The sequence below is a fragment of the Halonatronum saccharophilum DSM 13868 genome, from assembly GCF_000517025.1.
Classification (GTDB): domain Bacteria; phylum Bacillota; class Halanaerobiia; order Halobacteroidales; family Halobacteroidaceae; genus Halonatronum; species Halonatronum saccharophilum.
This window is the reverse complement of the sequence record NZ_KI912095.1, coordinates 164251-190603: the sequence shown is the minus strand read 5'-3', so window position 1 is coordinate 190603 and position 26353 is coordinate 164251. Positions and strand designations below refer to the sequence as shown.

Annotated in this window: 23 protein-coding genes and 2 pseudogenes; 1 reads left to right on the top strand and 24 read right to left on the bottom strand. The window is 29.4% G+C overall.

Translation table 11 applies throughout. The features are described from left to right. The 5 genes and pseudogenes from HALSAC_RS0108060 to HALSAC_RS16465 form a co-directional block, all read right to left on the bottom strand. A partial coding sequence (locus HALSAC_RS0108060; protein WP_027339838.1) for an ABC transporter permease occupies positions 1–789 on the bottom strand: 789 nt, incomplete at its 3' end. A 3-nt stretch (positions 790–792) separates the two neighbouring features. Next, positions 793–1617, bottom strand: a complete 825-nt coding sequence (locus HALSAC_RS0108055; protein WP_051412143.1) for an ABC transporter permease — start codon at positions 1615–1617, stop codon at positions 793–795. Further along, a pseudogene (locus HALSAC_RS17500) lies at positions 1618–2625 on the bottom strand (ABC transporter ATP-binding protein). It lies immediately after the preceding gene. Positions 2626–3078: 453 nt separating this feature from the next. Continuing rightward, entirely contained in the window at positions 3079–4356 is a 1278-nt protein-coding gene (locus tag HALSAC_RS0108040) for a hypothetical protein (protein WP_027339836.1), read from the bottom strand. A gap of 217 nt (positions 4357–4573) precedes the next feature. Further along, positions 4574–6451: a methyl-accepting chemotaxis protein gene (locus tag HALSAC_RS16465; RefSeq protein ID WP_051412142.1), complete on the bottom strand. Its 1878-nt coding sequence runs from the start codon at positions 6449–6451 to the stop codon at positions 4574–4576. A gap of 66 nt (positions 6452–6517) precedes the next feature. On the opposite strand from HALSAC_RS16465, the pseudogene HALSAC_RS17815 reads away from it, so the two are divergent. Continuing rightward, a pseudogene (locus HALSAC_RS17815) lies at positions 6518–6691 on the top strand (transposase); the annotation flags it as partial. A gap of 339 nt (positions 6692–7030) precedes the next feature. Here the strand turns inward: HALSAC_RS17815 and HALSAC_RS16460 are convergent. The 19 genes from HALSAC_RS16460 to HALSAC_RS0107930 form a co-directional block, all read right to left on the bottom strand. Then, complete coding sequence (locus HALSAC_RS16460; protein ID WP_051412141.1) at positions 7031–9037, bottom strand: methyl-accepting chemotaxis protein; 2007 nt, start codon at positions 9035–9037, stop codon at positions 7031–7033. Between the two features lie 217 nt (positions 9038–9254). Next, on the bottom strand, positions 9255–9677 hold the full coding sequence (locus HALSAC_RS15385; protein WP_211231324.1) for a response regulator: 423 nt from the start codon (positions 9675–9677) through the stop codon (positions 9255–9257). A 76-nt stretch (positions 9678–9753) separates the two neighbouring features. Then, positions 9754–11832, bottom strand: coding sequence for a methyl-accepting chemotaxis protein (locus HALSAC_RS16455; RefSeq protein WP_051412139.1), 2079 nt, complete (start codon positions 11830–11832; stop codon positions 9754–9756). Next, on the bottom strand, positions 11825–12391 hold the full coding sequence (locus HALSAC_RS15375; protein ID WP_035571534.1) for an HD-GYP domain-containing protein: 567 nt from the start codon (positions 12389–12391) through the stop codon (positions 11825–11827). The genes HALSAC_RS16455 and HALSAC_RS15375 overlap by 8 nt, the downstream gene beginning before the upstream one ends. Positions 12392–12510: 119 nt before the next feature. Beyond that, a complete protein-coding gene (locus HALSAC_RS0108000; protein WP_211231323.1) occupies positions 12511–12873 on the bottom strand; it encodes a sensor histidine kinase in 363 nt (120 codons plus the stop codon). Between the two features lie 327 nt (positions 12874–13200). Beyond that, positions 13201–13827 carry a response regulator transcription factor gene (locus tag HALSAC_RS0107995; RefSeq protein ID WP_027339833.1) on the bottom strand — a complete coding sequence of 209 codons (627 nt, stop codon included), beginning with the start codon at positions 13825–13827 and terminating at the stop codon, positions 13201–13203. Beyond that, on the bottom strand, positions 13814–14890 hold the full coding sequence (locus HALSAC_RS16450) for a sensor histidine kinase (RefSeq protein WP_051412138.1): 1077 nt from the start codon (positions 14888–14890) through the stop codon (positions 13814–13816). The genes HALSAC_RS0107995 and HALSAC_RS16450 overlap by 14 nt, the downstream gene beginning before the upstream one ends. An 86-nt stretch (positions 14891–14976) precedes the next feature. Then, positions 14977–15162, bottom strand: a complete 186-nt coding sequence (locus HALSAC_RS0107985) for a hypothetical protein (RefSeq protein ID WP_027339832.1) — start codon at positions 15160–15162, stop codon at positions 14977–14979. A gap of 66 nt (positions 15163–15228) precedes the next feature. Continuing rightward, positions 15229–15966 carry a hypothetical protein gene (locus HALSAC_RS0107980; RefSeq protein ID WP_051412137.1) on the bottom strand — a complete coding sequence of 246 codons (738 nt, stop codon included), beginning with the start codon at positions 15964–15966 and terminating at the stop codon, positions 15229–15231. Between the two features lie 315 nt (positions 15967–16281). Then, entirely contained in the window at positions 16282–16404 is a 123-nt protein-coding gene (locus HALSAC_RS17655; protein WP_281172338.1) for a hypothetical protein, read from the bottom strand. A gap of 56 nt (positions 16405–16460) precedes the next feature. Next, positions 16461–17582, bottom strand: coding sequence for a hypothetical protein (locus tag HALSAC_RS0107970; protein WP_211231322.1), 1122 nt, complete (start codon positions 17580–17582; stop codon positions 16461–16463). A 78-nt stretch (positions 17583–17660) separates the two neighbouring features. After that, positions 17661–18422, bottom strand: a complete 762-nt coding sequence (locus HALSAC_RS0107965; protein WP_027339829.1) for an outer membrane lipoprotein-sorting protein — start codon at positions 18420–18422, stop codon at positions 17661–17663. 17 nt (positions 18423–18439) lie between these two features. Further along, positions 18440–19699, bottom strand: a complete 1260-nt coding sequence (locus HALSAC_RS0107960) for an ABC transporter permease (protein ID WP_027339828.1) — start codon at positions 19697–19699, stop codon at positions 18440–18442. An 88-nt stretch (positions 19700–19787) separates the two neighbouring features. Beyond that, positions 19788–21032, bottom strand: a complete 1245-nt coding sequence (locus HALSAC_RS0107955; RefSeq protein ID WP_027339827.1) for an ABC transporter permease — start codon at positions 21030–21032, stop codon at positions 19788–19790. 1 nt (position 21033) lies between these two features. Then, positions 21034–21723, bottom strand: a complete 690-nt coding sequence (locus tag HALSAC_RS0107950) for an ABC transporter ATP-binding protein (protein WP_027339826.1) — start codon at positions 21721–21723, stop codon at positions 21034–21036. A gap of 111 nt (positions 21724–21834) precedes the next feature. Further along, positions 21835–22485 (bottom strand): TetR/AcrR family transcriptional regulator, encoded by a 651-nt coding sequence (locus HALSAC_RS0107945; protein WP_027339825.1) that lies wholly within the window; start codon positions 22483–22485, stop codon positions 21835–21837. Positions 22486–22738: 253 nt separating this feature from the next. Continuing rightward, positions 22739–24079, bottom strand: coding sequence for an MFS transporter (locus HALSAC_RS0107940; RefSeq protein WP_156924160.1), 1341 nt, complete (start codon positions 24077–24079; stop codon positions 22739–22741). 27 nt (positions 24080–24106) lie between these two features. After that, on the bottom strand, positions 24107–25168 hold the full coding sequence (locus HALSAC_RS0107935) for an N-acetyltransferase DgcN family protein (RefSeq protein WP_027339823.1): 1062 nt from the start codon (positions 25166–25168) through the stop codon (positions 24107–24109). 13 nt (positions 25169–25181) lie between these two features. Further along, on the bottom strand, positions 25182–26345 hold the full coding sequence (locus HALSAC_RS0107930) for a cysteine peptidase family C39 domain-containing protein (protein ID WP_027339822.1): 1164 nt from the start codon (positions 26343–26345) through the stop codon (positions 25182–25184). Positions 26346–26353 lie beyond the last annotated feature (8 nt).

Below are 26353 nucleotides of genomic sequence, written 5' to 3'. Positions count from 1 at the left end.
ACTTCCCGCACTCTCATAAACACTTATCCCTCTAAGCCAGACTGAATAAGAAATCACAGAAAAGACTACTCCAACTAAAATAGTTCCACCTATAGCCACCAACCCATCTACTTTATCTACAAAATAACTTGCAGGAAAATACGCAGTAAAGGCAAAAGGAACAATAAAAGTTAATACCTTTCTAATCCACTTGGAATAGATAGTTATTGGATACTTAGCAAAGTCACTTAAAGAATAAGTCATATATAAAAATGCTTGACTAAACTTAATCCAAAATGCTAAAGAGGCAAAGATCAATTTAACTGATGTATAGATTAAGGTAGCAAAGATAATAGCTACTCCAAATAAAAAGATATCTAGAATAGTAAAAGTTATACCTAGTCTTATTACAGCTATAATTACAAGTATTATCCCCACTGCCAACTCTCCAAAAGCATCAGGCTGAAAGACTTCTGCTATTAAATGAAAGAGAGGGTTAATAGGCCTTAAAAGGTATCGATCAAATTCACCTCTAACAATAATTCTACCACTTAATGCCCATAAATTATCAGTAAATAAATGGTCTATACCTTTAGGTATTTGAGCAAATCCATAGATAAACATTATCTCTTCAAAACTCCACCCAGCCAAATGAGGAATCTGCCTAAAGATAAGGTAGATAAAAGCTATTCCTGTTGCTTGGGTTACAAGAAAGGTGAAAAAACCGACAAAAAAATCTATTCTATACTCCATTAACCCCTTTAGATACTGAGATAAAAATTTAAAATATAATCGAAAATACTTTCTCATCCTCTAACCCCCTAATATTGTAAGTCTTGATATAGCCTTATTCCAAATTAAGGTACTAATAATCCCTAAGATAATAACCCAGAAAAATTGTACTCCTAATGCCCTAAACATCTCATTACCTTCTATCTTATTTAAATAAATCATTACTGGTATATAGTTCATTGAAGCAAAAGGAAAAAAGTTTAAGATTCTTTGCAAAGCTTCTGGAAAAAACACCAAAGGTATTATCTGACCGGAGAAGAAAGCTATAATAACCCCTTTAAGCCGACTAAAGCCCCACATATTAGTAACAAAAAAAGCCATCAACCCAAAGCATAAATTAAATAAGAATAATATAATAAAACTTAAGCTAATACTTAAAAAATAAAAGAAAAAGACCCTCAAATCTGGCAATCCTCCCCCTAAGGAGAAATATCTATAGGATTCTACCCCAACCCAGATAGGCAAACAGATAAAGATGAATTGGTAGAGGTTTCCTCCTATTGCCATAAATAACAATCTAATATGATAAGATATAGGTCTAATCAAATTCATAGCTATTGTCCCCTGTTTTACCTCATCACCTATGGCCCTATCTACATCTGATTGAACTATTCTTGAAGTTATCTCACTCATAAAGATATAAATTAACATAGTACCTATTGTAAAACCTTCTAAAGTTTCTTGACCAGAGCTATAAAAGACAGCCCTCCATAAGTAATATATTACAAAGGTCTGTAATATCCCACCTGCAACAAAGATAAAGAAGTTGACCCTATAACTTAATAAAGTTTGTATAACACTTATAGAAAAGGGCCAATACACCTTAAAGCGCTTTCTAATTTCCAATTAAAAGGTCACCTCATTTCTATAAATCCTCTTAATAATTTCTTCTATCTTGGTTTCTTGAATATTAATATCAACTACCTCTGCCTTTTCCATGGCATAAGAGACTATCTGAGGCATACTCACCTTGTTTTTATTAAATTTAATAAATAAGGAGTTATCCTCATTCCAAACCTTCAAATCCTCCTCATCTAAATTAAAGTCCTTAGAGAAGTCCATCTTCTCTATATCATCTGAATACTTTAAATCTACCTGTATTGTTCTCATATACCCATAGGTATCACTAATCTCTTTAATCTTCCCATCATAGATCTTCTTTCCTTGATCGATAATGATCATCCTATCACACAGCTCTTCAATATCATCAACATCATGGGTTGTTAAGACTATAGTAGTCTGATATCTTCTATTTATCTCCTTAATCGCTTCTCTAATTCTCTCCTTAACGACTATATCTAAGCCTATTGTCGGCTCATCTAAGTATAAAACCTTAGGATTATGTAATAAAGAAGCAGCCAAATCAGCTCTCATTCGTTGGCCCAAAGACAAAGTTCTAACAGGGCTTGAGATAAACTCCTCTAGCTCCAAGGTCTTATCTAAAAAATCCATCCTCTATTTAAAATCACTATCACTTACATTATATATCTCTTTTAGTATAGAGAAGGTCTCAGTCAAAGGAAGATCCCACCATAGCTGTTTCCTCTGACCAAAAACTACCCCTATATCCTTGGCATTTAACTTACGATTCTCATAAGGGACTACCCCATTAACTATACATTCTCCACTGCTGGGAACCAAAATACCAGTCATCATCTTAATAGTTGTAGATTTCCCTGCTCCATTTGGGCCAATGTACCCTACAATCTCTCCCTTATCAATACTAAATGATATCTGATCAACTGCTCGTTTAATCTCAGCCTTTTTCTTATATAAACTTTTTAGTGCTCCAATCAAACCAGGATCTCGCTTGTAAACCTTAAACTCCTTTGTCAGATTCCTTACCTCAATCATATAACCCTCTCCTTTTTTTAATCCACTTGTTGATTTTACTTTCCAATTTATACTGGCACTCCTCACCTTTTATTTTAGATTTCTCCCTAAATTTAGATTGTTCTCTTTAAATATATGATATATTGTAATTTCTTCATTAACTTTTTCCTCAAATGTATTATAATCAAAGTGCTGGTAGATAAGTTAATTCTTCCTATCAGCAGTAAAAAAATAAATTCAGAAACCTTTTCTTAAATCAATAATAACAACTTTTCTTCTTAAATTAGTTATTCCTTTAATATAATCAAATTTATAATCTCTTTTACTTTAATAATTTCAATAGAAAATTCTTCAGTACTTTTCCTCTCTAACCTCAATACTATATAGTGTTGACTCTTCATAATTTATATCTCCAAAAATCTATATTCCTTAATTTTGTTTGAAAAACAATTGATAATATTACACCTTTACCTATTAATTATAATAATCATCTTTAAATTTATTCCATCTAGACTCTATACCATTTATTGTACTGTCTATTTGTATTTCAATAAATAATTCAGGAATTTCTAAAACAAATCCCCCCTTAACTATAGTTTTAGAAAAATTATCATATGATTTTTCTAAATATAATTTTGTTTCTGCAAAAAAACTTTCTAATTCATAATTCTCTTTTTTACTTAACTTTTTCGTCATCTCTAAAGCATTATTTATCTTATCTCTATTCATATCTTCAAATTGCTTGATTTTATTGTCAATATTTCTATCTAATCCACTTCTTAGTTCTTCTCCTACTTGATCACTTAAATTTAATTCACTCACCATTACATCTAATTTAGCATAGCTTAATCCTAAATTCATACCTAAAACCTCTTCATTCATAGCTAACGAACTAGAATTACTAAACCTTGCTAACTCTTGATTTAACTCTTTTGTAATAATCATAACATTTTGTAATATATCATTACTCATATCTTCAAGTTTAGTATATTGACTACTCTCTTCATTAACAGTATCTTTTAATAATTCATTAAAATTTAGAGTTTCTAAACTTCTTCCTCTAAATACATCTGTCTGCCTAAGTCGTCTATCCCATTCCTCTTGATTTTCATTAATTATCTCGTCTAACACATTAATTCTTTGATCAATTAATTCTTCTAAAGTTATTTTAAAATCTTCAGTATTAAAAGCTTCTCCTTGCTCTTTATCTGTTACATACTTTTCATAATTATCTCTACTATAAATATAAGGAGAATTACCATTAAAAAAATCTTCAATTTCACTAGTCATTTCTCTTATTAAGGTATTAGACACACCATCTACAACTTGCTCAAATTGATTAAGCATAGTTTCTTTTTCATCACCATCAAATACAAATTCAAATTTATCCTCTAGTAAGCGCGATCTATAAACAAAATCATCTATAAAGTCTTGATTATTAATTCTTCTTACGTATTCTTCACCAAAGGAGATCTCTCTCATTGATAATCTGCTTTCTAAACTTCTTTCTATTCTTTCAAAATCAATATCTCCTCTTTCATCTAAATAACATACATCAAAAACCCTTCCGATTTTTTCCATTTTTTTTGATTCCTCAGAGATTTTAATTTCATCTTTTAAACCAATTGTTTCTTTTATAGATTTATCCTGTTTCTCAAATCTCATAATATCTTTATTTTCTGATATATTCCTCTTTAGATTAAGATCTTTAAGTCTATCGATTATATTTGTTGATTTTACTTCCCAATCCATAAATATTCCTCCATATCTTTTATTTTTAATCTTTACTCTAAGTTTAAATTATTCTCTTTAAAAATATGCTAAATTCTAATCTCTTCATTATCTTTTTCCTCAAAAGAATTTATTTTAGTATCCCACCCAATAATAAAATTTAATTTACCTAAAGTGCAATAATAAATTGAACTAATTTCCATTTGTTCTCCCTTATATAGCTACAATAATATTAAGTTTATACCTTAAATTGTGCTATCAACTCTTGTAATTTATGAGCCATTTGAGCTAACTCCTGTGAAGAATTAGATATTTCTCCAGACATATCACCTATATCTTCAGTTGCACTTACTATTTCATCACTATTTTGTGCCAAATCATTACTTGCTTTAGCAGTCTGCTCTATTTGTAAAGATGTTTCTTCTACTGACTTCTTAATGTTTCCAAACACTTCTCCTGTCTTTTTAACAATCTCTTGACCTTTTTTAGCTTTAATTTCAACCTCTTTAACCTTTTTAATCCCCTTTTTAGATTGTTCTTGAGTCCTATTAATTAAGTGAGAAATCTCTTCTGTTGCTTTAGAAGTTTCACTTGCCAAAGATCTAATCTCATCTGCTACTACAGCAAAACCATGTCCATGTTCTCCAGCTCTAGCAGCTTCAATAGCAGCATTTAAAGCTAGTAGGTTAGTCTGCTCTGCTATATTAGTTATTAATTCAACAATTTGCTCAATCTCTTGAGAATTTTCATCTAATTGCTTTATAACATCAACTGTCTCAGCAATAACTTCATTAATTTCTTCAATACTTCTTATAGTATCTTTAATGTTTTCACTACCTGTGTTAGTCTCTAACTTAGCTTGGTCAGAAAAACTGGCTACTTCCTGTGAAGATGCTGAAATCTCTTCTATTCCTGCTGACATATTTTGAATTAATCCACTTGTAGTATCTATACTTGCATTGCCTTCTTCTGCTGAAGCTGATAGTTCCTCACTATAAGCTGATAGATTCTCAACATTGTTCGAAATATTAGTTATCACATCTTTCATAGCAAAATTTATCTTATTGAATGCTTTCGCCAATCTTCCAAGTTCATCCCCTCTCTCAGTCCACTCTTCACCTTGAATATTAGTAAAATCACCATCAGCCATAATCTCACAGTCTTCTATTGCTAATTTAAATGTATTTGCTATAAAACTCATACTCTTATAACCTATAATTAATAAGATAATTAAGGTTATAATTAAGGAGATAATCAATCCATTCCTAACATTAGAAATTGGTTCATTTATAAACTCAGCTGGAACTCTAGTTACTAACTTCCAACCATCAGTATTTGGTATCTCATGAAAATAAGCATAGGTTTCTACACCTTCATAAACATAATATATTCCTCCAGACCTTTCATTAAGTACAGTATCTGCTATACCTTTTAAAGCAGGAATTTCTCTCATATTAGCTTCTAAAATCAAGTCTGTTTCTGGATGAGCTAAATTTAAACCAGAACTATCAACTATATAAGAATATGAACCCTGATGATCTACTCTCATATCAGACATAAAGTCTGTCAAATTACTTAAATTAAGTGCACCACCCATCATTCCAACTATCTGTCCATTATCTCTTATAGGACTTACCACAACTATATTTGGTTCACCTGTTGCTCTAGAAATTAATGGTTCAGAAATTATAGTCCTTCCTTGCATTGCCAAATGAAAATATTCTCTATTCTTCACATTTCCATCTGCCCCACCTGTGGTTTGAAAATCTCCATCTAAATCTGCAATATAGAATAATTCATATATATCTGAATATTGTCTATGTCTTCTACTTAAATACCCTTCTGCTTGAGTCCAGTCCATACTCTTAACTACTGGGGTATCAGCATAATCTTCTATCTGTTGCTTTCTTTCTTCAAGCCAATCTCCTACATATTGAGCATTCTGTTCTATAGTTATACTAACATTACTATCAACTATATTGAACATTCTACTACTGACTAAATGATTAGACAGCAAGATAACAATAATGAACGCTAATATCATACTACTTGCTAAAACAAACAACATCTTCCTGCTAATACTACTCTCTATCTTTTCTTTAATCAATTTAAACATTTATATCACTCCCTCTTATGATTTTTTCTTTATTTATATTTGAGTTTATAATTAACCCCATTTAATGATGGTAAAGGAACTATCAAGCGTTGGGAAACAAAGATTTTAAATTACCTTAATTATAAGATAAATAATGGATACACTGAAGGCATTAATAATAAAATTAAATTGATTAAAAGAACTGGTTATGATGTTCCAAATATAAATAATCTTAGACGTAGAGTGTTTGACACAGTGTAAGTTAATCAAAGCTTCATACTTTATACCTCACCCCCCTCCTACCTTATGAGAGGGTGAACTAAAGGCTTTTTATTCCCTCTCCTAGGGTAGGAGAGACTGGTCTTGGTACGAAGGGGAATTGAAGTTTATTCTCCGTAGAGGTTAGGGTGAGGTACGAATTGTTATTATAAATAAGTTCACTTAGAAGAATATGACTTAAGTTAAGGTACATTAAAAATTCTATATGATTAATTAATTTAAACAAGAGTCTTTTACACAACAATTGATAGAGAATCATTTTATATATAAATTTAGAAAAATAAGAAAGCAAAAAGCCCTCCTAAAGATTTATTATACAACCTATACCTTAAATTGTTCTACTAAATTTTGTAAAGTGTGAGCCATTTCTGATAGTTCATAAGAAGCAGATATAATCTCTTCTGTAGCAGCAGCCTGTTCCTCACTTGATGCTGATACTTCTTCTGTATTAGCTGCAAACTCTTCTGTTACTTCAGCTATATTCTGTACTTTTTCTTTTACTTCTCTACTATTAGATGTCATATTTTTTGTACTATTTGTTACATCAATAATAATGTTACTAAGTTCATTTACAACTTTTTTAATATCTTTGAACAAAATACCTGTTTCTTCTATGGTAATTACCCCTGTTTTAACTGTTTTTTCATTTTCTTTTATTTTCTTTACTGCTTTATTTACTTTCTCTTGAACATTATTAATTAAATTTGCTATATTATTAGTCCCCTTAGAAGTTTCATTAGCTAAATCTCTAATCTCTTCTGCTACTACTGCAAAACCTTCACCATACTTTTTAGCTCTGGCAGCTTCTATTGTTGCATTTAAAGATAACAAACTTGTCTGATCTGCTATATCATTAATTAACCCTACAATACAATTAATTTGATTAGATGTTTCTCCTAAATCAAAGATAATATCCGCAACTTCTTTTGTATCATCTTTAACTTCATTTATTACCTTTACAGATTTATTAACTGATTGATTACCTTTTTCTATATCTTCTAAAACAGAATTAGAAACATCAATCATTTGTTTAGTTTTGCTTTCTATCCCTTCAATCTCATCTGTTAAATATTTTATACTTTGATTAATATATTCTATTTGAACTGTACTCTCTTCTGCACCCGAAGCAACATCTTGAATTGATTGTGTTATCTGACTAGCACCATCTGCAACCTGATCTCCTGCAGCTGATAATTCTTCACTATGAGCTGATAGATTATCAACATTATTTAAAACATTAGTTATCATATTTTTCATAGCAAAGTTTATTTTATTATAGGCTCGTCCTAACCTACCAAATTCATCTTTTCTTTTAGTTAAATCTTCTTCTTTTATGTCAGTAAAATCATAATTAGCCATCTTTTCAAAATCAATTGCTGCAAGATTTAAACCCTTTCCAAATAGACTAATAACTTTATACCCTATGATCAATAAAATAAATAAAGCTATTATTAAAGCAATCATTAATCTATTCCTAACTTCAGAAATCGGTTCATCTATAAATTCAGCTGGGACTCTAGTTATTAGTTTCCAACCATCAGTATTTGGAATTTCATAAAAATAAGCATATGTCTTTACCCCTTCATAAACATAATCTACTTCTCCATAAGACTTATTAAGTACATTATCTACTACACCTTCAAATGCAGGAATATCTTTCATATTAGCTTCTAAAATCAAATCTGTATTGGGATGAGCTAGATTTAAACCTGAATTATCAATTATATAAGAATAAGAATCTGGATGTTCTACTCTCATATCAGAAATAAACTCTGTTAAATTATCTAAAAGAATACTACCACCTATAACTCCTATAACTTGATTATTTTCACTAAATATGGGAGCAACAATAATTACTATTGGATTTCCTGTCGATAAAGAAATTAATGGTTCAGAAAATACTACTTCACCATTTAATACTTTATCAAAATAATCCCTCTCTCTTGCATTTCCTTTTATACCATCTGTAGTAATAAAATCCCCTTCAATATCCGCTATCCAAATGTTATCATATATATTAGAATGTTTTTTATGTCTACTTTTTAAATAATCCTCTGCTTTTTCCCAATCCATACTCTGAACTATAGGAATATCAGCATAGTCTTCTATCTGATTTTTTCTTTCTTCAAACCAAGTACCTATAAACTGAATATTTTGCTCTGTAGTTAAAAAAGTATTAACATCTACAACATTAAATATTCTGCTACCAACTAAATGATTAATAAACATAATAACAATAACAAAAGTTATTATCATACTAAGCGCTAAAATAAATATAAATTGCTTACTAATGCTATTTTCTATCTTTTCTTTAAGTAATCTAATCACTTTTATCTCTCCTTTAATAACTTTATTTTAACCTTAATATATTAGTTGTTTATTTTTGTTAAATTAATATTCAACAGACATTAAATAAGTTATCTTTTTAGTATGATAAACAAAAGACTTACTCTTTATCAAAATCTTTTTTTACTTTTTCATTTATTAATTTTTGGGCTATTTCAGTTGCTAAAAACATTTCATTATTAACAAGATCATAAATTACTTATATAAGTTTGCTAGGCTCTATATTTTTTAAAATATATCCTTCTACTCCACAACTAAACATATCTATTATATAATCTTTATCGGCAAAGCTTGTAAATGCTATAATTTTCGTATTAGGATAATCCTTCTTAATCTTTTTACTACTTTCTATGCCATTCATTCTAGGCATTTCTATATCCATTAATACAATATCTGGTTGATGCTCTTTTACTTTTTGATAAGCCTCAATACCATCTCTTGCAGTAGCTATAACCTCTAACCCTTCTTCCAAATTTAATATGATTTCAATTCCTTCTCTTATCAATGAAATAGCATCAGCTATTATTATCTTAATTCTCTTTATTACTAACCTCTCTAGTATATTTTGTTTTAATTTTTCAAAAAAATCAACTCTTATTATATTAGAACGCGCTTCTTTCAAAAACTGAAGGATCAAAGACCCTCCAGAAGATTAAAGTTTTCCTTTGTATAGATTTATTACTGTTTTACAGCAAGATTTATACCTTAAATTTCTCTACTAAATTTTGCAAAGTTTGAGCCATTTCTGATAGTTCATAAGAAGCAGATATAATCTCTTCTGTAGCAGCAGACTGTTCTTCACTTGATGCTGATACTTCTTCTGTATTAGCTGCAAACTCTTCTGTTACTTCAGCTATATTATCTACTTTCTCTTTTGCTTCTTTACTATTAGCTGTCATATTTTCTGTACTAGCTGTTACATCACAAATAATACTACTAAGTTTATTTACAACTTCTTGGATATCTTTAAATGAAGTACCTGTCTCTTCTATCCTCGCTACCCCTGTTCGAACTACCTCTTTATTCTCTTTCATCTTCTTTACTGCTTTATTTACTTTGTTTTGCATATTATTAATCAAATCTGCTATATTATTAGTTGCCTCAGAAGTCTCATTAGCTAAGTTTCTAATCTCTTCTGCTACTACTGCAAAACCTTCACCATGCTCTTTGGCTCTAGCAGCTTCTATTGTTGCATTTAATGATAATAAGCTTGTCTGATCTGCTATATCATCAATTAATCCTACAATACAATTAATTTGATTAGATGTTTCTCCTAAATCAAAGATAATATCTGCAACTTCTTTTGTATCATCTTTAACTTCATTTATTACCTTTACAGATTTATTAACTGATTGATTACCTTTTTCTATATATTCTAAAGCAGAACTAGAAACATTAGTCATTTCCTTAGTTTTATCTTCTATTTCTTCAATTTCACTTATTAAGTCTTCTATCTTTTGATTAATCTCAGCAATCTGAACTGTACTCTCTTCTGCCCCTAAAGCAATTTCTTGAATTGATTGTGTTACTTGACTAGCACCATCTCCAACCTGATTTCCTGAAGCTGATAGTTCCTCACTATAAGCTGATAGATTCTCAACATTGTTCGAAATATTAGTTATCACATCTTTCATAGCAAAAGTTATTTTATTAAAACCTTGAGCTAATGCTCCTATCTCATCTCCTCTTTCAGTCCACTCTTCTCCTAATACTCTTGTGAAATCACCATTGGCCATTTCTTCGCATTGCCCTACTGCTAAATTTAATGAATTTGTAATTTTTAAAGATACTATATAACCTATAAAAGTTGAAATTAATACTCCTAAAATTATTAAAATAATCAGTAAATTTCTTGTTCGATTTATAGACCTTAGAATTTCTTCAATTGGTGGCCCAATAGCTAATATCCAATCATTAACTAAAGTTGCATATCCTAAAATTTTATCTTCTCCTTCATAATCATACTCAATTACTCCATTTCTTTTAGTTAACATTCTTTCAGCCATAAACTCATAATCCCTAGCTCCAAGTTCAAGTAAATTTTGACCTTCTAATTCTGGATGAATAAGATAATCAAAATTTTGATTATGTAACCAAGCATATCCACTATCATAAACTATTATAGATTCTATTGCTTCTTTTATATCTTCAAAGAAAAAATCCATACCTGCAACTCCAATTAATACATTATCCTTATAGATAGGTTTAGTGTAAGAAATTAAAGTAGTACTTTTTCCATAAGTAGTCTCATAAGGTTCAGACCAAAGACCTCTTCCAGCATCTATTGGATTATAATACCATGAGCTAGCTCTATTCTCATCTTCAAAATATTCTAGTGGTATTTCTTCTTGTCTTATGCTATATCCATCATTATTTCCATCTTGATACCAGACATCATGCCCTTCACCAAGTAATTGATGATTAAAATATATATATGCACTTGGTGAGACCTCAAGACCATCTGCAAAGCCTTTAACAATAGGAATTATTTTCTTTTTATATTCGTCAATATATTTTGGATCATTTTTAAACTTATCTACATCAATAGTTAGTTTAATAATTTCTTCAAACTGTTCAACTGATTCCTCAATTAAAATAAATCTTTGACTGAATTCATTAGCATAATTAGCGGCCATATTTACTAACTTATCTTCAACTTCTTTTTCTAATAAATTTTGACTATTAGTCGTTGCAACAATACTTACTAATGTAGATATTAAAAACGAAGATATTAAAATTGAAATTATTATTTTAACTCTAATACTAAATTTATTCATTTATACTCCTCCTGAAATACTGTGAATTAACAAAAACTTCTACTAAATAAGGGTCAAATTGACTCCCAGCATTATCTTTTAACTCTTTTAATCCCCTTTCAATTGAAAGGGCTTTATTATAAGGTCGTTTAGATGTCATAGCATCAAACGCATCTGCTATACCTACTATCCTAGCTTCTAACGGTATTTCTTCCCCTTTCAAACCTTCTGGATATCCTTGCCCATCATACCTTTCATGATGATAAAGTATAGAATTAAGGTGAATTTTTTTATTTAATCCAGTTCCTTTTAAAATATTATATCCTACAGAAGGATGAAGCTTTATTACTTCAAATTCTTCTTTAGTTAAACGCTCTGGTTTATGTAAGATAAAATGAGGAACTGCTATCTTTCCTATATCATGTAATACAGCTGCAATTTTAATTCCTTCTATTTTTTCTTGATTAAGATTTATTTCTTGTGCCAAAAAAGCACTATATTTTGAAACTGCTTGACAATGATTATAAGTATAAGAAAAATTATTTTCTTTTTTTAAAAGCGAGATGCTAATTTTTTCCACCTCCTAAATTCAATATAACTATTATCTATATTATAACAAATTTCAACATCAAAAAAGTCACAAATGTCAGTAATTTCAATGACAATTGTAACTTTTTATAATTATTATTTAATTGTTTTTCAATGCTTATCTTCTCTTAAAGGTATTTCTATTTCTAAAATAAACCCTTTTCCTTTTTTAAAATTAATCTTTAAACTCCCACCTTGTCCCTTAATTCTATCCTCTATAGTTATAAGACCAACTCCTTTTTCTAAATTCTCGCACCCTATACCATTATCTTCTAATTTGATTTTACTATCTCTCTTTTGCAATTCAAATCTAAAAATAGTAGCCTGACCATATCTAACTCCATTAATTAAGCCATCTTTAAGTGCTCTATAAATAATTTCTTCTTGTAAAAGAGTTAATTCAAATATTTTATCAATTTTATACTTCACACATACATCTGTATCTTCTTCAAAATCATCAATTAAAAATTTCATTGAGTTCACAAAGTCAATCTCTTCTCTATTTTTTAACACACTTATTGTTTTTCTTATATTATCTAAAGCTCTTTTAATTTGATATTACATAATTAGTATCAAGCAAATTCAAAACCATTTTTGTTTGACTAATTGCATTTTGTTTGGTTTCTTTATATTCATTCATCAAGATCTTTCTATAATGATATAATAATTAACACCAATAACTATAGATAGAATAAAAATTAAAATCAAAGTAATTAACAGTTTAAATCTATAATTTTTAAATAGTTCAATTATAAGTATCTACTTCTTCACCTACTATTTCTTTAAAATGAAGTTTAATTCTTATTGTTCATTATCAAAATATTCTTTTAAATATAAAACTGCCTTACTTCTATTACTAAAACCTATTTTATTATAAATAGAGCTCACCTTATTTCTAGCCGTTCCGTAAGCAATATTTAAACTTTTAGCTATTTGTTTATTATCCCTTCCTTTAGCCAACATCATAGCTACTTCCTTCTCTAACGTTGTCAAAGCAATAGTTTCTTTTTTTTCTTCTTTTATTAATTTTTTAGCTATTTCAACTGGTAAAAGAAGTTCATCATTAATCGCATCACGAATTACTTTTATAAGTTTTTCGCTATCAATATCTTTTAAAATATATCCTTCTGCTCCATAGTTAAACACATCTATGATATAATCCTTATCATCAAAAGTTGTTAATACTATAATTTTTGTCGCTGGATAATTATTTTTAATCTTTTTAATACTCAATATCCCATTCATTTTAGGCATTCTTATATCCATTAATACAAGATTTGGCTTGTGTTTTCTTACCATATCATAAGCCTCCATACCATCCTTGGCAGTATCTACTACCTCTATGCCTTCTTCTAAATCTAAAAGCATTTTTAAACCATCTCTTATCAATGATTGATCATCAGCTATTAAAACTCTAATCTCTTTCATTATTATCTCCTCTGATAGGAATTTTTATTTTCAAGCTAAATCCCTTTCCTTTCTTTGAATCAATTTCTAATAAACCTCCTTGTCCTTTAACTCTATCTTCCATATTAGCAAGCCCAAATCCTTTTTTTATTTCATCAGTTCCTAACCCATTATTTTTTAATAAAAATTCAACTTTATTACCTTTATTTTTTAATTTAAATCTAAATCTATCAGCCCTGCTATGTTTAACCCCATTAGTTAGTCCTTCCTTGAGTGCTTTATAAATAATCTCTTCTTGTAAAATATTCAATCTATTCATCTCATCAATGTCATATTTTATATCTACATTTGTAGCTTCTTTGAAATCTTTAATTAAAAACTTTAGTGCAACTTTTAAATTAAATTCGTCTCTATCTTCTTTTAATAGTCTTACTATTTTTCTTATATCATCTAAACCATTTCTAATCTTATTTTGCCCTGAATCTAATTTTTTTAAAGCTAATTTAAACTCTCCCTTTTTAATTAATTTTTTACTTAATTCTATCTGCATTATTGAAGCAATTAATATATGTCCCACCTCATCATGAATTTCTCTTGCAATTTTATTTCTTTCTTCTGTTAGTAATAATTTTTTATTAACTCTTTCTAATCTTAATTTTTCTTTATATGTTATAATTACTGAATATATAGCTACTGCTACAAATCCTATAGCAAAAGAACATTTAAAAACATTATTAATTGTATAAAAATTATGTGCTTTAAAATTAGTAAAATTAACAACTAATGCAAATATTTCTATTAAAACAAATGAAATAGAAATACTAATCAAAAAGAAAATTACTAACCTTAATATAATAAACTTTTTATATCTAGGAAATAATTTATATAATATTAAGGTTATGATTTGATTAATTATAAAAATACAAAAAGCAAAGATATATCCTAATAATATGTTACCTATTAAAGCATACATATTAATTGAGAACCCATGGGCATAAAACATTAACCCAATCGTAACTAAAATACCTAATAACGAATAAACTTTTATTTCATTATAAGTATTCTTTATAATTTTTAAAAACATAATTTATAACACCTTCTTAAAAAACATACAAATATTTAATATATAGAGACTATAGTAAATTAAATATATCTCTTCATAATTATAACCTAAAATCCAAAACTCAATCTAGCAGTTACAGCTAATCCATAAAGATTTTCTAATGGTCCACCTGTAATTTTACTACCAGCTATCGTCCAATTTTCATCAAAATCATACGTTAATAAATAACCATCACCTAAGTTTAAAACAGTAAAGGAGCTAAAATTGATAATATAAGTTAATACGTAGCTCAAATAGCTAAATTAAACTTTCTTTTATTATTCCTTTTTACAAAATTATATTTATCCTCCCTCTATAAATTATTCTTCTACTTTTACTATTATATCTTCAAGAATATCTTTAGCAGTTGTTAATTTGGAAATATCAGAATATAATCTTCCACTTTGACCATCAGGACTACTATGGCCAATAATCCTTAATGAATATTCTTTTAAATCATCATTAAAATTAATTCTTCCTGCATATATAACTGCAGGCTGTCCACTCCCCCATTCTCCGCCACTATAATACTTATTTCCTTCTTTAATATCTTTACTATAATATTCATTAAAGTGGGTAGAATGATTAACTTCAACCTTAATAATAACTTCTTCAATTTGAGTCTTTACTTTACTAGATATTCTAAAACTTTCTTTAGGAGTAGCAGATGTAACAACATCAGGTATAGTATATGCTTTTGTTGCTAAATATTCTTCATCTTCATACCTTTTTCTTTGATGAGTCCAATGAGGTAAAGCTTCTGGACGATTAATCTCTTTTCTACGAATAACTTCACTTGGAACTCTCCTCCAATTTTGTTTAGCAGCACTCTCTGTTACATATAAAGTTTCTAAGTAATGCTTATTTATATCCTCAATCCAAATTGCTATTTGAGGTTGATTGGTTACTCTTATAAAAGGCAACCATCTAATTATTCTAAGTTTATGCTCCCATTCTTCGCCCGCTACAACCTCAATTTCTATAATTTTATCCTCTATATTATCTTTAGTAGTAATTTCATTTTTATTTGTTAAATTAGCTAAAGTTGTAGCAGTCAATATAAATATAAAAATAGTTGAATAAAGTATTTTCTTTTTTGAAATAATATATCACTCCATATCTTTAATTTTAGATTTTTCCCTAAATTTTAATTATTAACATATGGTAAATTCTAATCTCTTCATTAGCTTCTTTCTCAATTGTATTATAAGCAAGACGCTGGTATAAGTTGACTCTTCTTATCAGCAGTAAAAAGATTAATCCTATTAACTTTAGAATCACTTTCTTCAATTTTATCGATTTTATTTAAAGGTATCAACATAAATAACTTAAGTAGATAAATTTTCATCTTCTTAATTAAAGAAATCTTTTTATTACTCTTTAAAACTGCTCTCTTCAACTACCCTGTTATTTTTTAAAGCCAATATGATATTTTCTCCACCTTCTAAATACAATCTTGCTTTTAATAAATTAATTTTATTAAAAATATCCTTCATAGTTAGCCTCCTAGTATTTTAAAAAAAGAGGGCCAAAAGCCCTCCAAAATAAACCATTAGAAATAATAACTCAAACTAGAAGAAATTCCAGAATAAAAATCACCCCCACTATCTCTTAAAACCATTGCATCAATACTCATTTCCAATCCTCCACCTAAATCGCTACTATAATAAGGTGCTAAAACTGTCTTGCAATCTTTTGTTTCTATCATTAGAAGAAGTCCTAAATCAGAAAAATAATCTAAGCTAGTAGAAAGATTAAGTGTTAATAAATCTCTATTGCTTAGCAATACAGTTTCTAATCCGCTTCCTGCCCCTTCCGCTTCTCCTCCACCAATCATTAATTTGCTCATTATACTAGCATTTAAATTATTCTTTAAAAATCTAAAGTACTCTGCCTGTAAAATCAACTGTCTTCCTCCATAACCATTATCCCCACCGACTATCCAACTATAATCCATCCCAAGTTGAAGCATTATATCATCTATCTCTCGATCTTGCTTATAAAAATAACCTAATGAACCATATGTGCCAATATCACCAATGTCCTTATTATAAGTCATTCCCGTACGCAATAAATTATCTTTTCCAAGTGGCTGATAGGCCAAGTTAAAACTTAAATCATAACCACTTCCTGGCAAGCGGAGTCTACCTCCATAACCTAATTCATCTAACTCAACTCTAGAAAATTCAGAAAAAGAAGTAACTAATTGTATGTTTCGCCCTTCACCTAAAGAATAATGATAACGCAAACCATCAATCCCTGGCCTAATCGTCTCATCGGCCAACCCATCTATTCCTAACCCATAATCTAAAAGATTAATCATCGCTCCATAAGACCAAGAAACAGGTTGCCGACCAACTGTAAGATGATTTCCATCTTTTCTATGCCGAATATACATATACTTAATATCAGAATTTACTCTATCATCTGCTAATGATGTTTGAAAGACTAACCTAGGTTCTACGATAGAAGATTGGGGTAAAAATAATTCGAACTCTCCTTGTCCATAAAATTCTGCTTTTAAATCATCGCTATATGATAAACCACTACCTATCTCTAACTCTCCGCCGATCTCAACTGCTTTTACACTTTTTAAATTAACAATTAAAGTTAATAATAAAATAAATACTATCAAAAAAATTTTAACTTTACTTTGAAAGTTCAATCTTTTCACCTCCAATTTTAATAGTTAATAGTTTAAATCAAAATCTTTACAACAAACTACTCTTATGCTTTTGAACCTAACTATCAACTAATTAAGCGTTTCTAACGATATCTTACCTTCTGGAATATCATAATCGAAATCAATCTCTGTAACCTTCATAGTAGTTCTACTTCCTTGCCTTAATTTATCATTCATCACAACTTCAATCGGAAAATATCGTCCATCTCTAAACTCTTGAACTTCTTTAACTTCCATCTCCTTAAGCAATCTCCCACTAGTACTAAAATACTCTCCTCTTAACATTACAAAACGTTCCTGATCAACCCAAATCTTTCTTTGATAATAGGAGACATCTTCACCCTCACGGGCAGTAGCTAAGATAACATAAGTTTCTCCACCATTAATAATCTCTTCACCTTTTAACTCAAAATGGTAAAGCTCTGACAACTGTTGCGATTCCACAGAATCTTCATATGAAAAATCACTCCCCATCATTCCATCTCGCATCATATGTCCAGAAATACTAACTAAATCTTCAGCAGCAGGGAAATACATCCATAAGTCATTACCTAGCTTAAGATATCTAGTCCCCCTATCTCTAGGATTAGTAAATTCACTTAGACTATTTTCTCCTTGGAGATAAGAGTAAAATTCATTAACCCTTTTTCTACCTCTATCTTCAATTATCATCTTCGCTTCCATTCGAGCAGATTCAATATACTCATTGTCATCAACCCGCTCCATTATCTCCGTCGCCGTTAAACCTTCTGCTAAAACAAAATTAGAACTTACTCCTATAAATAAAATTAATCCGCCTATTAATAAAAGATACCATAATTTTTTTCTCATTATTAATTCCTCCTTCATTACTCATCAATATAATGCAAAGCATCAACTGGCTCTAACTTAGCTGCCTTACGAGCTGGATAAAAACAAGCAAAAGTTACAATTAAAACTCCTAAAATAAAACTGACAATTAAATTTTCAAAACTAAAACCAACATAAAAAACTGGCTCAACTAAGAGATCCATTTCACCTATTGATTCAGCAAAAGCTTCTACATGAAGCCCTACTTTTGAATAGTAGAAAGTAATTATTCCCCCTCCAACTACCCCTAAAAGACTACCTATCAATCCAATAAAACCACCCTCTAAAACAAAAATTTTCATAATTTCTTTGCTTTTAAGTCCTAAAGCAGCCATCATACCTATCTCTGAAGTTCTCTCTCTAATAATCATAGTCAAGGTACTAACTACCACAACAGTTCCCATTATAATAAAAAGAACATAAGCAAAATTCATAAGATCAACCACTTCATCATAAATTTCTATCATTGGATCAGCTTCATTCCAAACTACAGCTGAATAATTACCTGCACCTTTTTCTGTTAATAAAGCATCCATCTCAGCCTGTAAATCATCTGCTCTACGTGCATCAGAAGTAAAAACTAATATTTCAGTTGCTTCATCATGAAGCCATAATATATCCTGGACAGTTTCTAAGGATAAGTAAAAGAAATTATCATCTAACTCTCCTACCCCTGTTTCTCTTATACCTACAACCTCAAAAGTACGTCCCTGTAAAGACTGATAAGCATCAGAAAACATTAAAGTTACTCTATCGCCAATCTCTGTCTCTAAATCTTCTAATAAACCCTGCCCTACTAAAATCTCATTTCCGCTCTTAGGCATCCTTCCTCTTTTAACATCATCTGCTAAAGCACCATAATTAATTTCTCTACTAAGGTCAACCCCTACCCCAATCATTCTTATCAAATTATCATCAATACTGGCCATCGCTCCAAATCTAATTCTAGGAAGTACATGTTCAACAAGCTTATTTTCTTCAATTCGACTAATCATTTCATCTGCCCCAGAACCATCAAAACCATCTACAGTATAATCTAGGGATAATAAAATTTCCCTTAGTTTATATTCTTCATCTGTAATTCTAACATGACCAAAGTTATTATCAATATACATACTAAAACTTGATTCTGTAAAAGCTACTGTTAATCCCCGGGAAAAAATAACAATCATCACTACAGCAGTAACTGCCAAAACAGAAATTAAAGTACGAAGCTTATTACGAGTCAAATTACGCCAAGCAATCTTTAATAAATACATCCTTTCACCCCACTTTTTTAATTAAAAATTAAGAGTTAAAAATTAAGAATTAAAGAACTTAACTCATCACTCATTACTGATTGCTGAACTATCTATGGTGTATTGCATCAACAGGATCTTTCCTAGCTGCCCAATACGAAGGAATTATACTAGCAATTAAGGCAATTAAAATTACCAAAATAAAAATTAATAGAAAAGATGAAGCATTCCAGACACCATAAAGTCTACCTGAAATCGGTAATCCCATAGACTCTGCATCTAAATATAAATCTAAATCAAGACCATAATTTACAAAAAAATGATTAATTAACGCCGATATAATACAGCCAACTAATCCTCCAATTACTCCAATGCCAGCAGCCTCTAATAAAAAGACACGAACAATCTGATTTACTTTTAATCCCATTGCCTTCATCATTCCTATTTCTTCTATCCTTTCTAAAGCTGATAAAACAATTGTATTAATAATCCCGATTGCTCCTACTATTAAAATAAGAGCTAAAATAAAATAAGTCTCTAAATAACCCCAAGCTTCAAGCGAAACTAACATTTCCGAGGCATCTCGATAAGAACGAACTTGGTAATCTGTATTCTTAAATTTATTGGCCAAACTTTGAGCACTACTAAGAGCTAAATCTCGATTTTCTACCCTAACCATCAATTGACTTATATTATCTTCTTCAACTCCAAGCCGACTAACTGCATAATCACGAGCAACAAATACAACCCCCATATTCATCTGTGGATGTGGTGTAGTAGTAATTCCTCTTACTTCACCTTCAATAGTACTAAAATATCCATTTTTATCTTGAAAACGCAAAGTGTAAAAATCTCCAATCTCTAAGTCGAAAAATTCTGCCATTTGATTTCCAATCACTACCCCAGAATCTCCTGCTTCAACAAACTCTCCTTCCACTAAATAATCTTCATTTTTAAATACTCCACCAAAACTATCTGTTTCTATAGAACGAACTAAGACAGGAAATTCTTCTCTACCAGCAATAAAACTAGCTGAAAAATCTAAAACAGGTGTCACAGCTAAAAAACCATCACTAGCCTTTATCTCTTCTAACATATATTTCTCAGGAATAAAAGTTTCTTCTAAAGGTAATTCTTGACCATCATCAGCTTGAATAAAAAATTCCTCTCGCCCTATCTCTATATGTGGTGTCTCAAAATCAATTACATTTCCAAAAGATAAATCCATCATCCCAATCATAAAAGAATCTATAAGTAAAAAGGTTATTACTGCTAAAGCTAAGATACTAGAAATAATAAACATTCTTTTCTTTCTTCTAAATAAATTTCTAGCTGCAATCTTAAAAAGATACATATTACTCCCTCCTCTCTTCACGAGAAATCTGACCATCACGAATTTCAAGTAAACGACTAGCATATTCCATTACCATTGAATCATGAGTAGAAAAAATAAAAGTAGTATCTAATTCTTGATTCATCTTAAGCATTAACTCTAATACCTCTTTACTGGTCTTAGAATCAAGATTTGCCGTAGGCTCATCAGCCAAAACAAGTTTGGGTTCTTTAACCAAAGCCCTAGCTATTGCTACTCTCTGCTTCTGTCCACCAGAGAGCTCATTGGGCCTTCTATCTAACATATTACCTAAGCCAACCTGTTCTAATATTTTTGTAACTTTCTCCTTTGTCTCTTCTCCCTCATTTCCTTTGGCAATCTTTAAAGCAAACTCTACATTCTCATAAGCTGTAAGTACGGGAATTAAGTTATAGCTTTGAAATATAAAGCCTATATGGTACCTACGTAATATAGCCAAACCATTCTTGTCCATCTCTCCAATACTCTCACCATTTATTACTACTGTACCACTGCTGGGCTTATCTAAAGCCCCGATTAAATTCAATAAAGTAGTCTTCCCAGAACCAGACGGGCCAAAGACTGTAGTGAATTCACCCTTATCTACCGTCAAATCAACCCCTCTCAAAGCCTCTACCTCAATCTCTCCCTGTCTATAAATCTTCTTTACCTCTGTAAGTTCTAATAATGACATTATCCATACCCCCTTATTTTAAAATCAATTAACAGTACATAAAGAATATTGAATAAAACATAACATTGTTATTAAAATACCAATATTCCCTTATCCCTTATCCCTTATCCCTTATCCCTTATCCCTTATCCCTATTCCATTCTCTAGAATATATATAAATTTATCAACTAATGGTAATAACTCATCATAGATATCCTCCATACTAACCTCACCCTCTCTATCTATATTCTCAAAAAGATAATCTGATATAGCAAAATTTAATTTTGTTAAGAGAAAAGAGGTCAATTTCAAATCTAGATTAGGGTTTATATCCCCTTTCTCTCTGCCCATAACTAATATCTTCTCAAAAAAATCATCACTCCTCTTACTTGCCTCTCCATAGATCTCTCTTTTTAAAGCCTCATTCTCTGTCTTGATAAAGTTCTCTCCTATAGCTTGGAATTTAGGATTTTCCTTAGTAAATTTAATTCCTCTAACATAAAGTTCTCTTAAAAGTTGAAAGAATTCAAGGCTGTCTAGATTATTTATAAAATCACCAAAATAATCTAATTTTCTTTCTCCAACAAGATCTATTATATGCTTATATAAATCCTTCTTCCCCGAAAAATACTGATAAAAACTTCCTTTAGCTATCTGGGCCCTCTCCACAATACGATTAATACTTGATTTATAAAAGGAATAATTAGCAAACTCATTAATTGCAGCATCAATTATTCTTCTTCGCTTCTCCTCTGGTAAATTAAAGAATGTTTCCTTTGGCATCTTTATTCCCCCTTAAATTATCTATATGACTTAGTAGTCATATGACCTTATAGTCATATTATATCCAATATATTTCAATTGTCAATATTATCAACAAAAATTTTTTTATTAGATTAAAATTTTAAAAATATCTATAATTTACAATATATATAAGCAAAACTATAAACAAACAAAAATATATAGAAGACTTAATTATACTGCTCAAATAAAAAAAGCGAGCTACAGTTTTAAAACTGTAGCTCGCTTTTTTTATCTATAACAACCCACCTTGACTCTCAATTTCCTGCTCTTGATACTTTAATTCTAATTCATCACTTTGTTGATTATGTATCAAGTATAACATTGCAGTTAAAACAATTACTCCTGAAAAAACAATTATTTTATACCAATCCATTGTTTCTAAAAAAGCACCATAAATCCACATCCCTACTACAGCAGCTAAAGATGTTGTCGTACTCATAACCCCAAAAAATTTACCTCTTAAACCTTCTGGAACAGTTATTTGAAAATAACTATTTAATGGAACTGCACAAACCACAGTAATAACTCCATTAACACTTAATAATAAACTAAAGGCTAAGGTAGTAATCCATTTAGATGGATCATAATCAAGAAATAAATTAGGTATAACTAATAAAATAATAAAAACAGCTTGTATACTTACTAAAGTAAATATTCTTTTTAATAATTTAGTAGTAGTTTCTGCAGAAATATAGGATATAATAACTGAACCAATAACAGCTCCTGCAGCTAAAGAACCTTTCACAATTGAAAGTTGTATTTCTGATACGTTAATGACATTATAAGTAATGTAGGGAACCACTACAGCCCACATCGGACTAAAGATTAATAAAATAGTACTATTAAATATAAGTAAAAACCTAACTGTTTTAGCTTTCTTTAAATATATTAATATCTTTTTAAAATCATTAAGGTAATTTTGTTCTATAGTACTAACCTCTCCACTATTCTTCTTTTGAATGAAAGTAATAAATAACTCAGAAATACCAGAAAGAATAAAAGAAATACTATTAAGCCAAAAAATAACATTCATTCCTAATACGGTATAAGCAATAGCGCCTAAGATAGGTCCAATGATATTAATAATAGATCCTGTAGCAGTAAATACAGAATTCAACTTTGGAACCTGTTCTTTTTTTACTATATTTGAAATTGAGGCATTCATAGCAAGGTTAAAAATACATTGTATAGATGCTAATAACATATTACAAATTATTAGAATGATAATATTTTTATCATTTAAATAAAAAATTGACATAAAGACTAATACAAAAATACCACTTAAAATATCAGCACCCACAATGATTTTCTTTTTATTATTTCTATCTACAAATACTCCACCAAAGATATTTAATATCACATTAGGAATAATTGAAAAACTTAATACCATTGAAAAAGCACCTGCTGATCCAGTAAGATCTAGTACATAAAGACTTAAAGCAAAGGAGAATATAGAAGTACCTAATTGTGATACCAATCTCCCTAAAATCATTAATATAAAGTTTTGCTTATAATTTATCTTCTTAATAGATTGACTATTATTTTTCTGTTTTTTCTCTATCTTAGATGTCATCACTTTAAAACCTCTCTTTTTAATTATCTATTGATTAGTAATTAAATCTCTAATATTATCAATATCTTTTATTAATTCTATATTTTCTATAGCAAACTTCTCCTTTAATTCTTTTTTTCTCTCTTCAATCTCTTTAGGGCTCTTCTTTTTATATTGTCCATACTTAACCTGTACACAATCTGGTAACATTAAAGCTAAAGGTTTCTTGGTATCAGAATACACCTGCAAAACATTTAAACATTCTTCAATTACATCATCATCGTCATATCCTACAATTAATAATATAATGTCTGGATTAAATTCTTTTAACATACCAACCTTATATAATACCATATTAAGTGTTTCTACATTCCCAGTTAAACTTTGTTGATCAGAAAATAATAAATATTCCTTACCATCCTTTTCTGCATACTTAGCTGTTGCTGACATATATTGAATAGCATCAAGGGGGTGACCTTTAACGTTTAATCTTAAATAATCTCCATCATATTGATTAAATAAATATGATGTTGGTTCTGTAATAATTGCTCCAACCTTCTCATTAGCTTCTTTTAAAGACCTTAATAAAGTCATTTGAGTAGTAAATTTGCCAATACAACCTCTTGTAGCATAAATTCCTATCTTTGTTATCTTATCAGCAACATCTAATTTTTCAGCTTCTGTTATATATTTTTGAATATACTCCCTGCTTTTATCATAATTATTAATGGCAATATCTTTTTCTTGTAGCCACATTCTTAATTCTTCATCTTCTACTTTATGGATATTAATTATTTCGATTCCCTTTTGGTCAGCAAATTTAATTAGTTCTTTCCACTTCTCTTTTAATCCTCCAGTTGCATAAAAATCCTTCATTCCCTCCATAGAAACACCTTCTCCATTTAAGATAAGGGTATCTACATCTGCTAAAGCTTTTGTTAAAGAGGCTGTGATACAGATATCTTCAAAGTACTCATCTCCTTCTCTAAATCCTTCTTCTTTATAAAATCCAAAATCTACTACTGAAGCTATTTCAAAGTCTAATAAATCACTAAATTTAATTAATCCTCTTGTAATTTTATTAAATGGATAAAACGCTACCTTTTTCATCTTAACTCCCCCTTTATTTAATAAGTGATTTTAACTCTTCAAATAATTCCCTCTGTTCATTATATATATTTAGTAATTCTTTATTAACTTTACTAAGATATTGTTTGGTAATTTTATTATTTGGCTGTAAAATCTCAAACTTTTCTTGACACTCCACAAAAGCATTAATAATATCTTTAGGTATTTGCTGATATTTAGAATAATCTAATAAAAAACTTACTAGATATTTATACTTAAAATGCCAAGAATTTAACGCAGATGATAATAGTATTTTGAGTTGATCATAATTTTCTTGATAATCTATATACTTATCTATCTTATTTGCTATTTCTTTAAATACCCTTAATCCAAAATAAAAGCTAAATTTATTAGTAGGTCCTTGCACCTCTTTTTCTTTAGCAGATAAGTATACATCAATGTTTTCCTGTAAAATATACCTCCCAAGCTCCTTCATTCCACACCTTTTTAAATTAGTTGTATCCACATTGATTATTTGATAAGGAACATCTTTTTTATGTGGAAAATATTCATCTATAAAGTCAACCTCTTTATTTCCACTAAAGCATTTCTTAAAATCACTTGCTGAAATTTTACCAAAATAATCATAACTTGCGTCATAAACAAGATATTTATCATTAATGATGTCAATAACTAAAAAAGCATGATTATTACCCTCTTTATTTTCAGAAATAGCTATTTCATCATTACCAAAAAAATTAATATTCTTTTCAAATTCTTCTTTATCTAATTTATAATCTGGGGTATAATCAAGATAATAAGTAGTACCCAAAGCCAAAACTACTCTACCTTCACTTAATTCTTGCTTACAATACTTTAACCCTTCTTCTAAAGAAGAAAATACAACTGTATCCATTCTAATATTTAAATAATCTAATATAGATCCTAACTCCATAATATTTTCGGACATTAACTCTCTATAAGTTAATTCATCAGCTATTGTTGAATCATTTACAAAGCCATAATTTAAAATTGCATTCTTTAGACCAATTGGGATAAAATGTTTTTTAATAGAAAGATTATGTTCATATTTTAACTTTTCTAATAAAGCTCCTGCTACACAACCATAATGTGATTCATAAGATATATCTGGTTTAAAGCTCTTATTATAAACTCTATTTATAATTTTATTAAATGGATCAGACTCTCCCTTTTTCATCTAACTTC

What these genes read in the sequence shown, in the direction of transcription:
- HALSAC_RS0108040 (WP_027339836.1), bottom strand. Translation starts at nt 4,356, where the DNA reads ATGGATTGGGAAGTAAAATCAACAAATATAATCGATAGACTTAAAGAT.
- HALSAC_RS16465 (WP_051412142.1), bottom strand. Translation starts at nt 6,451, where the DNA reads ATGTTTAAATTGATTAAAGAAAAGATAGAGAGTAGTATTAGCAGGAAG.
- HALSAC_RS16455 (WP_051412139.1), bottom strand. Translation starts at nt 11,832, where the DNA reads ATGAATAAATTTAGTATTAGAGTTAAAATAATAATTTCAATTTTAATA.
- HALSAC_RS0108000 (WP_211231323.1), bottom strand. Translation starts at nt 12,873, where the DNA reads ATGAAATTTTTAATTGATGATTTTGAAGAAGATACAGATGTATGTGTG.
- HALSAC_RS0107995 (WP_027339833.1), bottom strand. Translation starts at nt 13,827, where the DNA reads ATGAAAGAGATTAGAGTTTTAATAGCTGATGATCAATCATTGATAAGA.
- HALSAC_RS16450 (WP_051412138.1), bottom strand. Translation starts at nt 14,890, where the DNA reads ATGTTTTTAAAAATTATAAAGAATACTTATAATGAAATAAAAGTTTAT.
- HALSAC_RS17655 (WP_281172338.1), bottom strand. Translation starts at nt 16,404, where the DNA reads ATGAAGGATATTTTTAATAAAATTAATTTATTAAAAGCAAGATTGTAT.
- HALSAC_RS0107965 (WP_027339829.1), bottom strand. Translation starts at nt 18,422, where the DNA reads ATGAGAAAAAAATTATGGTATCTTTTATTAATAGGCGGATTAATTTTA.
- HALSAC_RS0107960 (WP_027339828.1), bottom strand. Translation starts at nt 19,699, where the DNA reads ATGTATTTATTAAAGATTGCTTGGCGTAATTTGACTCGTAATAAGCTT.
- HALSAC_RS0107955 (WP_027339827.1), bottom strand. Translation starts at nt 21,032, where the DNA reads ATGTATCTTTTTAAGATTGCAGCTAGAAATTTATTTAGAAGAAAGAAA.
- HALSAC_RS0107950 (WP_027339826.1), bottom strand. Translation starts at nt 21,723, where the DNA reads ATGTCATTATTAGAACTTACAGAGGTAAAGAAGATTTATAGACAGGGA.
- HALSAC_RS0107945 (WP_027339825.1), bottom strand. Translation starts at nt 22,485, where the DNA reads ATGCCAAAGGAAACATTCTTTAATTTACCAGAGGAGAAGCGAAGAAGA.
- HALSAC_RS0107940 (WP_156924160.1), bottom strand. Translation starts at nt 24,079, where the DNA reads ATGACATCTAAGATAGAGAAAAAACAGAAAAATAATAGTCAATCTATT.
- HALSAC_RS0107935 (WP_027339823.1), bottom strand. Translation starts at nt 25,168, where the DNA reads ATGAAAAAGGTAGCGTTTTATCCATTTAATAAAATTACAAGAGGATTA.
- HALSAC_RS0107930 (WP_027339822.1), bottom strand. Translation starts at nt 26,345, where the DNA reads ATGAAAAAGGGAGAGTCTGATCCATTTAATAAAATTATAAATAGAGTT.